This is a genomic window from Tenacibaculum aestuarii, assembly GCF_964510395.1.
Classification (GTDB): domain Bacteria; phylum Bacteroidota; class Bacteroidia; order Flavobacteriales; family Flavobacteriaceae; genus Polaribacter; species Polaribacter aestuarii.
Window position 1 is genome coordinate 1452630 of the sequence record NZ_CAZEFY010000003.1, and the last position, 13831, is coordinate 1466460.

Consider the following 13831-nt stretch of genomic DNA (forward strand, 5'->3'; position numbering starts at 1 on the left):
TAATAATACAAAAGTAATTCCTACATAACATTAGCTTTACTGTTTAACTTGAATTTTGCGCCATAAATAAACAGAATTCAAAGATTAGAATGAAAAAAATATTATTTATAGCTTTTTTAAGCTTATGTAATTTAGCATTTTCTCAAAGCAAAGGTACTGTTACTGGTACAGTTACTGACAAAGAAATGAGCGGTGAAGCATTGCCTTTTGCTAATGTTTTTATTAAAGGAACATCTATTGGTGCTACTACCGATATGGAAGGTAAATATACCTTAAGTGTTCCAGCAGGAAATCAAACTATTGTTTTTAGTTTCGTAGGATACCAAACTGAAGAAAAAGCTATAGTTGTTAAAGCTAACGAAACACTTGTAGTAAACCAAGAAATAGGAGCTAATCAAGGAGTTGCCTTAGATGAAGTAAAAATTAATGCAACTGTTAGTAGAGAGAAATCTAGTGCTTTACTATTAGAACAAAAGAAAGCTACTATAATTAAAGAAAGCATTGGTGCTCAAGAATTAGCTCAAAAAGGTGTTTCTGATGCAGCAGCTGCCACTACCAAAATTTCTGGTGTTAACAAAAGTGAAGGGTCTGGAGACATATACATTCGTGGTTTAGGTGATAGATATTTATCTACAACGATGAACGGCTTACCAATTCCTTCTGATGATGTAAGTAACAAAAACGTTAACTTAAGTTTATTCAGTACTAATGTTATTCAAAATGTAGGAATTAGTAAAACATACGCTACTTCAAGTTACGCTGATCAAGCCTCAGGAAATGTTGATATTTCTTCTAAAGAATACACAAAAGATATGTTTTCTATTGGCGTAAATGGTGGTGTTAACACAAATGCTATCGAGGTAGACAACTTCAGACAAACTATTATAAGTGATGATGTAACTTTTGGGTTCCACAAAAAACAATTTGCGCTTCAAAACCTAATGACTTTCCAAGGATGGGATACTAAGAAAGCTGAAACACCTATTAACTATGGAGTTTCATTATCAGGAGCAAAAAGATTTAACTTATTTAATAAAGAGTGGAAAATATTAGCTTCTGCATCTCACTCTAAGTCTTCAGAATACAGAAATGGTATTTTTAAATCTTATAGATCAAACGTATTAAATAATTCATTTACTGATGTTGAAAACTTTATCGCGAAAACAAACTCTACAGGTTATGTTAGAGTTGATTTAAAATTAAATGACAACAACAAATTAAAGTATAATACTTTATTTGTAAACAAAGGTGAAGACGGATTATACGAACAAGGTAGAAATGGTGAAGGTTATGTATTCGACCAAGATCCACAAGAAAATGGGGCGTTTGTGAGAGACCAAAACTTTAAACAAACTACTATGTTTGTTAACCAGTTAATGGGTGAACACAAATGGAACAAAAACAATCAATTAAATTGGGCTGCTGGATATAACTTTGTATTAGCAGAAGAACCAAACCGTATTAGAAACGAAGTAAATATTTTAGATATTAATTCTAGTCCTTTAATCCAGTTTGCACACGTTGGAGATTACCAACAAAGAAAATCTTCTCAGAAAATTGAAGATACTGAATACAATGCTTTAATTGAAAACCAATGGTCATTAGGTCATACTGCTGATGAGTACGAAGACAAGCCATATAAATTAAACTACGGATTAAACTTCCGTAAAAAAGAAAGAACTTTTAACTCTTTATTCGTAGGATTCAGAGCTAAAGATTTCACGGCTCCTTCTGTTGATCAGATTTCAGAAACTTTACAACAAGGAACAAACTCTGGTTTAATATTAAGAGAGCAACAACCAGATTTATATAAAGGTGAATTATTAGCTTTAGCAGCTTATACGAACTTTGATTTTAAATTTGATAATAATTTATCTGGTAACATTGGTTTACGTTTTGAAAGAGATGAAATAGATATGGCTTGGAATGTAGGAAACCGTCCGGGTAGATTTGGATCAACAAACAAGACATATCAAAGCTTATACCCAAGTGTAAACTTAAAGTATGAATTAAACGATAGAAACTTTATCCGTTTTGCATCTAGTGTAACACAAACTTTACCTGAATTTAAAGAATTATCTCCTTTTGAGTATGTTTCTCCTACAGGTCGTGTAATTGGTGGTAACGAAGACTTAGAAAAATCTGATGTTTATAATATTGATTTAAAATGGGAATTTTTCCCTAGTAGAAGTCAATTATTATCTGCAACAGCTTTCTATAAACAAATTAATAACCCTATTAACTTAACACAAGACCAAGGTTCTTCAGGTTATTTCAAATTCTTTAACACAGGAGATCAAGCTGATATATTAGGTTTTGAGCTTGAAGGTAGATTAGATATCATAAAAAATGAAGATGATAAAGCTATATTAAATGCTACAGCGAACTTAACTAAAATGTGGTTTAACCAAGATTTATTTCCTAAGTATCAATTCAAAGGAAAATCTGAATCTGAATTACAAGGAGCTTCTGATTTTATCATTAACGGATCTTTAAGCTATTCTGATCATAAAGAAAATGCGTTTTCTGCTACATTAACAGGTAACTATGCTTCTGATAAAATCTATGCGTTAGGTGCTCCAGAAGATTTTGATAACAGTGCAACACTTTACAATGATGAAATCATTGAAAAAGGATTCGTAACTCTTGATCTTGTTGTTAGCAAACAAATTTTCAAAGGGTTTACTGTGAAGTTAGTTGGTAAAAACTTATTAGACCCTAAAATTGAACAAACTCAATTAGTTAGAAACCTTAATACATTAATTGAAACTAACGAAACTGTATTATCGTACAAAAAAGGAAGACAACTTACTTTAAACTTAAACTATACTTTCTAGTAGTTAACCCTAATTTAATATTACTTGTTTTATATAACAATCAATTAATATTCTATTAAAAGAAACGAAAAACAAAGGTTATTAATTTGCCTAACGAAAATTAAACAAAGAAATAAAAAAAATGAAAAGACCTTTTAAATTATTAAGTATAGCAGCTTTATCTGTAGCAGCTTTAACTTTTACAAGTTGTGGTAGTGATGATCCTGCGATTTTACCTCCAGATGTTTCTGATGTTGTAGAAAAATTACAAAACGGAATTATGAGTGGTGAATTAGCTGAAGATTTTACATTAACAAATACTTCATACGCATTAACTAGCTCATTCATTATTAAAGATGGTGCTACATTAACTATTCCTGCAGGAACTAGTATTGTTGCAGACGCTAAAGGAACTGATGTATATATCGCAGTTTTACAAGGTGGTAAAATCAATATTAACGGTACAAACTCTAGCCCTGTAGTTATGAGTTCTTCTGAAGGACAACCAGGAGACTGGGGTGGATTAACAATCTGTGGTAAAGCTACTACTACCGCAGGAACTAACGTTACTGCTGAAGTTGGTGGATTCATCTATGGTGGTACTCAAGATGATGATAATTCAGGTGTTATCAAAAACTTGGTAATTAAAGGTACTGGTGCTCAAATTAACACTGAATCTCAGTATAACGGAGTTTCTTTCTATGCTGTAGGATCTGGTACTACTGTTGAAAACATTGCTGTTTTTGACGGAGCTGATGACGGAGTTGAATTCTTCGGAGGAACAGTTTCAGCTAAAAACATCTACTTAGAAAACTTAGAAGATGATGCTATCGATTGGACAGAAGGATGGAATGGTACTGTTGAAAATTCTTATGTAATAAATACTAAAGCTGGTTTTTCTACAGTAGTAGAAGCTGACAAAGACAACAAAAACCCTAAGTTAATTAACTTAACAGCTAAGTCTATTGTAGGTGGTACTGCTTTACAATTTAAAAAGCAATCTGGTGCTACAATTACAAACTTACATATTGAAGGATACGACAAAAACATTGATATGAAAGATAACGGGCCTTTAGCAAACGTTATTATCGATGGTGAAGCTGCACAAGTAGATGCTGAGTATACTGCTGGTACTAAAGTTGATATTTCTTCTTGGTCTTTCATTAACGGAGAAATTGTTGAAATTACTCCTTTAGTAGGTGAGGTTACTGGTAATGTAACATTAACTGCTGATAAGACTTATAACTTAACAGGATCTTATATTGTAAAAGACGGAGCTACTTTAAATATAGAAGCTGGCACAAAAATTATCGTTGATCCTAAAGGAACAGATGTATATATAGCTGTTTTACAAGGTGGTAAAATTAACGTAAATGGTACTGCTGAAGCTCCTGTAGTGATGACTTCTGCTAACGGACAACCAGGTGACTGGGGTGGTTTAACTATTTGTGGTAAAGCTACTACAAGTGCCGGTGTTGGTGTAACTGCTGAAGTAGGTGGATTTATCTACGGTGGTTCTGATGACACAGATAACTCAGGTTCTATTGAATACTTAGTAATTAAAGGAACTGGTGCGCAAATTAACATCGATTCTCAATATAACGGAGTTTCATTCTATTCTGTTGGTTCTGGTACAACGGTTAATAACATCGCGGTTATTAACGGAGCTGATGACGGTGTAGAGTTTTTTGGAGGAACTGTTTCTGCTACAAATTTATACTTAGAAAACAACGAAGATGATTCAGTAGACTGGACAGAAGGATGGAACGGAAAAGTAACAAACACTTACATTTCTCACACTATTTCTGGTTTTTCAACTGCTTTTGAAGGTGACAAAGTAAATAACAATCCACAATTCGAAAACTTAACTGCAATCTCTACTGTTGGTGGTACTGCATTACAGTTTAAAAAGACTTCTGGAGCTACTATTACTAACATTTGGTTAGAAGGATATGATAAAAATATCGACATGGTAGACGGTGGTGCTTTATCTAACGTTCAAATAGATGGAGCTGACGCTTCAACTACTGCTGATTATAAAACAGGAACTAAAGTTGATATCTCAACTTGGTCTTGGAGACAAGCTGGATTGTAATAGTCAAGCATTATAAAACTAAAAACCGAGCAAATTGCTCGGTTTTTTTTATTCCTTTATATTAGAAATACTGTAAAGTAAACCTTCTAACTTCTTTAATTCCGTTGGAGGATTCCCAGCATCAAACGTAATTGATTTATATTCCTTATCTCCTATTTTTATGGTGAATTCTGCATGTAAAGCTCCATCAGTAATTCTTTTTTCACTCGGTGCAGTTAAACTTCCTATTTCTTCTAAGTTTAACTCATCTATTACTTTTTTTAATTCTTCGAGTTGTTCTTTTGAAATTTCCTTTGTTCCTTCTTCTTGATTAGTTTTATAAGTTACCTTATTATCATCAACAGTTATTTGTATTAAACTTCCTCTTGTTTGAGCTTCATAAGCGATCATATCAAAGTTTTTAGAAGTGTTTTGTGCTGCACAGTTCATCATCAAAAAAAATACCGCTGGAGCTATTACTTTTAGATATTTCATGTATTCTTAGTTTTTATAATTATAATAAAAAGACGCTCTTTAAGTAAAGAACGTCTTTATATATGAAATTCGTATGAGTTTTGATTAGTCTGCCATTGTAGCTCTAAATCCTCCTGGAGCGAAAACCGCATCCATTCTAGCTTTCTGACCTTCTGTAAACATATACATACAAGTATCATCAGAATAATCCATAAAATTCATAGTCATATTAGCACTTCCACACTCAATCACTGGATAGGTAGGACATCCTCTACTATTCCCATCAGCATCTGGAGTATCAGCAACGAAATCGCTAGCACCACATCCGCCATCACCCCAAATGTGACGTAAATTTAAGTAGTGACCAACTTCATGTGTTGCAGTTCTTTGGTTACGACCTACAAATTGATGCGCTAAAACTACACCATCAGTAGACCAACTACCACCTGGAAATTGTGCATATCCTAAAATTTGACCTGTTTGGTATGGCATGTAGTTTACAATCCAAATATTTAAGAATTCTTGTGGATTTACTACATCACTACCTCCTCTAGAAGAAAACTTCATTGAATCATCTGGACTCCATCTTCTTTTCTTTTTGTTTTTAACTCTAATTACATCTTCGATAACAAAATCGATGTTAACATTTGCTTCTACACCTGCAAATTCAGCTGGCATTGCTCCCCTGTTAGGGTTTTGCATGTTAAAATCTTCATTTAACGCAGCAATCTGATCTTGTAAAACAGATAATGATAAGTTTTCACTTTCTTGACGATAAATTACGTGATAAACAACTGGAATTTGGATTTTTCCGTTTACTAATCTAGCCTGAACTTCTCCTTTTGCTATTTTTTCAAGATAATTAGTTGTAAAGCTTTCAATATTTTCCATTTTACCTTTTAGGCTAGGATCCATTGCCATATTTGCTTCTAAAACATCGTTAGTAAAACATTGTTTTTCTGCTTTTTGTAAAGAAATTGCTTCTAATTCTGGTTCTGAATTAGGATTTTGTTCATTGTTTTGACAACCCACTAAAATTCCAGCGGCAATTGCCATGGTAAGAAAAATTCTTTTCATGTTGTGAAAATTTAAAAAATTAGTTATTTGTAACACTTAAAGTGTCTTTTGTTTTGTTAAAAAACGAGAAACAAAACTTTAAAAAAGAAGTTGTTAATTTTTTGCTATTTTAATAACAAATTGAAGGGTTTTTTAACGATACCCAATATATAATTTTCACTATAGAATCAAAAATATTTTTAAACACTGTATTGCAAGTACTTAAACCCTTTAAACATCACTTCTGAGACAACTAGTTCATTTGCTTATTAGCAAATTCGCAAATATAAAATTTCTCAAAAAACGTCAAATTGAAGATTCATTTTCCTTGATAAACAAAAAAAGGGATGTTCAATTAAGACATCCCTTTTCTATATATACTGCTTATTTTATTTAAGCTTTTTCTTCACTGCTACTTCAATGTAAGCTTCTATAACATCACCTTCCTGAATGTCGTTATATCCTTTAATTTGAAGACCACAATCATATCCTTTAGTTACTTCTTTAACATCGTCTTTAAAACGTTTTAACGAAGTTAATTCACCATCATGAACAACGATTCCTTCTCTAATAATACGAACTTTAGAATCTCTTGTAATCTTACCTGACATAACCATACATCCTGCAATGTTACCAACCTTAGAAATCTTATAAACCTCTCTAATTTCAACATTACCAAGGACTTCTTCTTTCATTTCAGGAGATAACATACCTTCCATTGCATCTTTCAAGTCATTGATTGCATCGTAGATAATAGAGTATGTTCTGATATCTACTTCTTCTCTATCTGCTACTGTACGTGCATTTCCTTGTGGACGTACGTTAAATCCAACAATAATGGCATCAGATGCAGTTGCTAATAATACGTCAGACTCTGTAATTGCTCCAACTCCTTTATGGATAATATTTACTTGAATTTCTTCAGTAGATAACTTTTGGAACGAATCTGTTAAGGCTTCTACCGAACCATCTACATCTCCTTTTAAGATAATGTTTAATTCTTTAAAGTCTCCTAATGCAATACGACGTCCAATCTCTGCTAATGTTAATGTTTTCTGAGTTCTTACAGATTGCTCACGTTGTAATTGAGAACGTTTAGCAGCAATTTGTTTTGCCTCTCGCTCATCATCAAATACATTGAACTTATCACCTGCTTGTGGCGCACCATCTAAACCTAGGATTGATACAGGCATTGAAGGTCCAGCTTCTTTTACTTTTTTACCTTTATCATCAAACATAGCTCTTACTTTACCACTATGTTTTCCTGCTAAGATATAATCTCCAATTTTTAAGGTACCTGCTTGTACTAAAATCGTAGAAACATATCCTCTACCTTTATCTAATAAAGCTTCAACAACTGCTCCGTTAGCATTTTTATTAGGGTTTGCTTTTAACTCTAATACTTCTGCTTCTAACAATACTTTTTCTAGTAAATCATCAACTCCTTGTCCTGTTTTAGCAGAAATTTCTTGTGATTGAATGTTACCTCCCCAATCTTCTACTAATAAGTTCATAGAAGAAAGTTGTGTTTTAATATTGTCTGGATTTGCGTTTGGCTTATCTATTTTGTTAATCGCGAATACAATTGGTACTCCTGCTGCTTGTGCGTGAGCAATTGCCTCTTTTGTTTGTGGCATTACATCATCATCGGCAGCAACTACGATAATAACTAAATCGGTAACTTGAGCTCCACGAGCACGCATTGCTGTAAAGGCCTCGTGACCTGGTGTATCTAAGAATGTAATTCTTTGATCTCCTACTTTTACAGAGTATGCACCGATATGCTGTGTAATTCCTCCAGATTCTCCTTCAATTACATTGGCTTTACGAACATAATCTAATAACGATGTTTTACCGTGATCTACGTGACCCATTACGGTTACAATCGGTGCACGAGTAATTAAATCTTCTGGACTATCTTCTACTTCTTCAATTGCTTCTTCTACTTCTGCTCCAACGAATTCTACTGTGTAGTTAAATTCTTCTGCAACAATTGATAAAGTTTCAGCATCTAAACGTTGGTTCATTGTTACCATCATTCCTAACATCATACAGGTAGAAATAATTTGTGTAACAGGAACATCCATCATCGTTGCAACTTCACTAACAGTAACAAACTCAGTAACTTTTAATACTTTACTTTCTGCTTGTGCTGCTTGTAAATCTGCTTCTGATTGTTGACGGTGAGCATCTCTCTTATCACGACGATACTTGGCACCTTTTCCTTTTTTAGATTTTCCTTGAAGTTTTTCTAAGGTTTCTCTAACTTGCTTTTGGATTTGCGCTTCTGTTAACTCTTCTTTCGGAGCTACATTTTGTCTTCCTCTTGCACCACGTTGTCCACCACGGTTTTGACCACCTCGATTCTGACCTCCGCGATTTTGACCTTGGTTTGGTCTTGATGCATTGTTACCACCTCCTGTTGTTGTTCCAGCAGGCTTGCTTATTCTTTTACGTTTCTTCTTATCTGCATCATTTGCAGCAGCACCTTTATTTTCTGGCTTTTTCTTCTTAGGTCTTTCAAATTGTTTTAAATCAATTTTTTGACCTGTAAAGTTAGGGCCTTCTAATTTCTTATACTGAGTTTTAATTTTTTCAGCATTTTCAGGAGTAATTTCTACCTCTTTTGCAGGTTGCTTTACTTCCTGAACCTTTTTTTCAACAGGTTTCTTTTCTTGCTTAGGCTCTTCAGCTTTTACCTCCTTTTTTGGAGTTTCAACTGGCTTCACTTCTTTAGGCTTCTCTACTTTTTGAGGCTCTGGCTTTTTTTCTTCAGCTTTAACTGGTTCTTCTACCTTTACAGGCTCTTCTTTCTTAGGAGCTTCAACCTTTTCCTCTACTACAGCTACAGGTTCTTCTTTTTTAGGAGCTTCTACCTCTTTTTCTACTACAGGCTCTTCTACCTTGTCTTCTACAGCTTTTCCTGTTTCAACATCAATTTTACCTACTGTTTTAAGCTCTAGTTTTTCAGCTTTGGCTTTTAAAACTTCTTGCTTTTTAGCTTCCTCTTCTATTCTCTTCTTTTCTTGCTCCTCTTCTAATTGCTGACGAATTGCCTCTTTTTCTTTTCTCTTTTCTTCGCTAACTTCTTTAGAGGCCACCTTCTTAGATTTATCAGTTTGGAATCCATCAAATAAAATTTGATATTCTTCGTCTGATATTTTGGTAGTAGGGCGAGCTTCTATATCATGACCATTTTTAGCCAAGTGTTCTACAGCTCTATCTAAAGAAATGTTTAATTCTCTTAAAACCTTATTTAGTCTTAATTTTTTGCCTTCAGCCATATATTGTTTTATCCTTTTTTATTGAAAAAACACACTTTACACGCAAAACGTATAGTTATGCTTTTTTTCTACTTTTTGCCAGATTTTATGTAGCAAATCTACAAAGGATACTGGCTTCCTCTTTATTATTTATATGTTAATCTTCGAATTCTTCTCTTAAAATTCGTTGAACATCTAAAATAGTTTCTTCTTCTAAATCGGTTCTTTGTACTAACATTGATACGTCTTTTTCTAAAACGCTCTTCGCCGTATCTAAACCTATTTTCTTGAATTCTTCAATTACCCAAGCTTCGATTTCGTCAGAGAATTCTGTTAATTCTACATCTTCTTCTTCGATTCCTTCTCTCTTAACGTCGATTTCGTAACCTGTTAATTCACTTGCTAAACGAATATTAACCCCAGCTCTACCAATTGCTTTTGATACTTCTTCTGGTTTTAATAAAACCTCTACACGTCCTTTTTTACCATTCTTCTCTTCGTCAAACATTTCAATCTCTACAGAAGTTACTTTTGCAGGACTTAATGCTCTTGCTACGAATAATTGCTCGTTCTTAGTGTAATTGATTACATCAATGTTTTCATTTCCTAATTCACGAACAATACCGTGAATACGAGAACCTTTTACACCAACACAAGCTCCAACAGGATCAATTCTATCATCGTACGAATCTACAGCGATCTTTGCTTTATCTCCTGGTATTCTTGCTACTCCTTCAATAGTAATTAAACCGTCAAAAACTTCAGGAATTTCTTGTTCAAATAACTTTACTAAGAATGCAGGCGAAGTTCTAGACAATATAATTGCTGGTTTGTTACCTCTTAATTCTACTGATTTAATAACTCCACGAACAGCATCTCCTTTTCTAAAGAAGTCAGAACGAATTTGTTCACTCTTTGGTAAAACAATCTCATTTCCTTCGTCATCCAACAAAATTACAGCATTATGACGAATATGATGTACTTCTGCGCTATAAATTTCTCCTTCTAAGTCTTTAAAATGCTTAAATACATTCGTACTATCGTGCTCGTGTATTTTAGAAATTAAGTTTTGGCGTAATGCTAAAATAGCACGTCTTCCTAAATCAATTAACTTAACTTCTTCAGATACGTCTTCACCAATTTCAAAATCTGGTTCTATTTTTCTTGCTTCAGAAAGTTCTATTTCCTCATTATCATCTTCAGACATCCCATCAGCCACAACTACACGGTTTCTCCAAATCTCTAAATCTCCTTTATCAGGGTTGATGATGATATCAAAGTTATCGTCTGACCCAAACCTACGTTTTAAGGCTGCACGAAATACTTCTTCTAAGATAGACATTAGGGTTACCCTGTCTATGCTCTTATTATCTTTAAACTCCGAAAATGATTCAATTAATGCAATATTTTCCATTTCATTCTCTAATTAAAATATGATCTTCACTTTTGCTTCTTTAATATCTTCATACGCTAGTGTTTTTGTTTTTTCTACCGTATGCTTTCCTTTACCTACTGGTTTAGGCTCTCTTGCTTTCCAATGTAACGTAATGTTGTCTTCTGTTACTTCGGTTAACGTTCCTTCGAATTCTTCTTCTGTTACTGTTTTAACAGCAAGAATTCTATTGATATTCTTTTTATACTGACGCTTCACCGTTAACGGGCGTGCAATATCTGGTGTAGTTACCTCTAACGAAAAATCTTCTTCTTCTCTGTCTAAATTGTGCTCAATTTTTCTACTGACACGAATACATTCGCTTAAAGGTACACCTGAATCCCCATCTACTATTACTTTTATTTTATTGTCTGACAAAAACTGTAAGTCTATTAAATATAATGACTCGTTTTCTTGTAAGGCTTCTTGTAATAATTCTTTAACTCGTTCTTGATTCATACTAGGTATAAAAAGAGGGGACTCTCGTCCCCTTCATCTATCTGATTAATAAATTTGCTGCAAATATAGTAAGTTATTCATTAACACACAAATATCTTTCCTTTTTACGCTGATTTTTTGTATATTTAAGAGACTATCTCTCTTTAAATCTTCTTATTATGAAAAAAATACTCGTACCCACCGATTTTTCGAAGCCGTCTGAGTATGCTTCGAAACTAGCATCGAAACTAGCTGAAAAAGCTAACAGCGAAGTCCACCTTTTACACATGGTTGAGCTTCCTACTGGAATTATTGACATGGGCTCTGGAACTAACTTTAGCATCCCTGAAAGCATGTTATACATTAGAAAAGTCCGTGACAGACTTATTGATTACAAACAACAATTTTTCTCAAGAAATGAAATTGTTAAACACGCTATTCGTTTTCAAAACCCTTATGATGGTATTTGTGACTACGCAAAAAAACACAATGTTGATCTCATTATTATGGGAGCCAAAGGGCACACTAATTTAGAAGAAATTCTTATCGGTTCTAATACTGAAAAAATTGTAAGGAATTCTGAAATACCCGTTATAGCCACTAAAAAGAACGGAGAAAATTTTGATCCAAAAAACTTTGTTTTTGCTTCTAGTTTTAAGCCAGAAAAAAACCAAGCTTTTGAACGTTTTTTAGAATTTGCTAGTAATTTTGATAGCAAAATTCATTTATTAAGGATTAACACACCTCAAAAATTTGAGAACACACAAGAAACAAACCAACGCATTAAAAACTTTATTAAAAAATATGATTTAAAAAACTACACTATTAACGTTTATAACGATTCTTCTATTGAAAAAGGAATTCTAAATTTTTCTAATAAAATAAATGCTGATATTATTGCTCTAGCTACTCACGGCAGAAGTGGTTTATCACATATTTTTAACGGAAGCATTACTAGGCACTTATCGAAAAAATCGATTAAACCTATGCTTACTTTCAAAATTTAAAAAATAACAACAAATACAAAACCGCTAAGATTTAAATCTTAGCGGTTTTTTTTATTTAAAAAATTTCTAATATTACTCTTTACTTTTAGAATAAGTTTAGAGGAGTGTAAACTACTTACTCCTCCAAACTATTCCTTTTATAATTCAGATTACTTTTTCTTCTTAGGGCGCATTGCTATAATTTTCTTATTAACAACGCCTTTGCTTGTAATCATTCTTACAATTAAAGCTTGATTTTGCACATCTGATAAATCTATTTTTATTTGTTCTGAAGTTCCTTTGATGTAAGAATTATTTTCAACTCTCTTAATCAAAATACCATTCATACTATAAATCTCGATAGCTAGATCCGTATCAAACTTATAATTATACTCAAGTGTTAACTCATTCTCAAACGGAACTGGGTATGCACTAAAGCTTAATGGTTCTTGTTGAACAGGTTCTAACACCTCTTCGTTACAAGGTTCTACTGAACCACTTGGAGTGAAGGTTCCGCCATCATCAACTGACTCATGACATCTACAAACCTCTTCACATGTCACCGCATGAGCAATTACATAAATTGGTCCACTAGCTTCAATAGGTCCTACCGTATAATTCGACACATAATCTAACGTACTTGTATTAAAATTAAATTGTCCAGGTGCTACGGTTTCTTTACCATTTTTCGTAGGATATTTCTCACATCCTATATACACATGTGCAACACTCATTACATATCCTTCATACAGATTGTATTCTACTGTTACATATCCATCTTGATAAGTAATTGTTACTTCTCCTGTTTGATCTCCTTTTGATGGATCACATTGAGCTGCTCCGGTATATAACGGTAATACATAAACTCCTTCTTCTGCAAAGTAGTTTGTCCAACCCCAACGATTAAAGCCATCATCTAAGAAACATGTATAATCGTTACCTCTTGCAAATGCAGTTCCACAATTTTCAAATAAATCAGTTTTATTTGACATTGTTATTGTTTCAGTAACACTATTACCACAATCATCTGTCGCTGTAAAAACATAATCTGCATACTGAATACAACTCTCTTCTCTAAAGTTAGTAGGATAAGCAACCAAGTCACCACCTGCTGCACAGTTGTCTGTCCATTTTGCAGTTAGCATTTCAGGTAATTGCCCATCACACAACTCAAGACTTTCTGGTAAATCAATTATCACTGGATTGGTCATGTCGTAATCTCTTGAAACTAATGTAGTCTCGGTATCACTGTTACCACAATCATCCGTAATTGTAAATGTATACAGTCGGTA

9 protein-coding genes are annotated in these 13831 nt (G+C 33.4%); 3 read left to right on the top strand and 6 right to left on the bottom strand.

The window, feature by feature from the left end; translation table 11 throughout:
• Nucleotides 1-89 precede the first annotated feature (89 nt).
• Complete coding sequence (locus ACKTSU_RS13060) at nt 90-2837, top strand: TonB-dependent receptor (protein WP_408036871.1); 2748 nt, start codon at nt 90-92, stop codon at nt 2835-2837.
• Between the two features lie 121 nt (nt 2838-2958).
• On the top strand, nt 2959-4911 hold the full coding sequence (locus ACKTSU_RS13065; protein ID WP_408036872.1) for a hypothetical protein: 1953 nt from the start codon (nt 2959-2961) through the stop codon (nt 4909-4911).
• Nucleotides 4912-4959: 48 nt separating this feature from the next.
• Here the strand turns inward: ACKTSU_RS13065 and ACKTSU_RS13070 are convergent, their stop codons facing one another.
• From ACKTSU_RS13070 to rimP, 5 genes are all read right to left on the bottom strand, one after another.
• Nucleotides 4960-5385, bottom strand: a complete 426-nt coding sequence (locus ACKTSU_RS13070; RefSeq protein WP_408036874.1) for a hypothetical protein — start codon at nt 5383-5385, stop codon at nt 4960-4962.
• 84 nt (nt 5386-5469) lie between these two features.
• Nucleotides 5470-6441 carry a M43 family zinc metalloprotease gene (locus ACKTSU_RS13075; RefSeq protein WP_408036876.1) on the bottom strand — a complete coding sequence of 324 codons (972 nt, stop codon included), beginning with the start codon at nt 6439-6441 and terminating at the stop codon, nt 5470-5472.
• A 368-nt stretch (nt 6442-6809) separates the two neighbouring features.
• Complete coding sequence (gene infB, locus ACKTSU_RS13080; protein WP_408036878.1) at nt 6810-9704, bottom strand: translation initiation factor IF-2; 2895 nt, start codon at nt 9702-9704, stop codon at nt 6810-6812.
• Between the two features lie 136 nt (nt 9705-9840).
• Nucleotides 9841-11097, bottom strand: coding sequence for a transcription termination factor NusA (gene nusA / locus ACKTSU_RS13085; RefSeq protein ID WP_120186099.1), 1257 nt, complete (start codon nt 11095-11097; stop codon nt 9841-9843).
• 12 nt (nt 11098-11109) lie between these two features.
• The gene (rimP, locus tag ACKTSU_RS13090; protein ID WP_408036880.1) at nt 11110-11574 is read right to left on the bottom strand and encodes a ribosome assembly cofactor RimP; all 465 of its coding nucleotides are present in this window, start codon (nt 11572-11574) and stop codon (nt 11110-11112) included.
• A gap of 158 nt (nt 11575-11732) precedes the next feature.
• Here rimP and ACKTSU_RS13095 point away from each other — a divergent pair, with 158 nt between their 5' ends.
• Nucleotides 11733-12560 carry a universal stress protein gene (locus ACKTSU_RS13095; protein WP_408036882.1) on the top strand — a complete coding sequence of 276 codons (828 nt, stop codon included), beginning with the start codon at nt 11733-11735 and terminating at the stop codon, nt 12558-12560.
• A 149-nt stretch (nt 12561-12709) separates the two neighbouring features.
• Here ACKTSU_RS13095 and ACKTSU_RS13100 read toward each other — a convergent pair.
• On the bottom strand, nt 12710-13831 hold a 1122-nt coding region (locus ACKTSU_RS13100), incomplete at its 5' end, for a T9SS type A sorting domain-containing protein (RefSeq protein ID WP_408036884.1).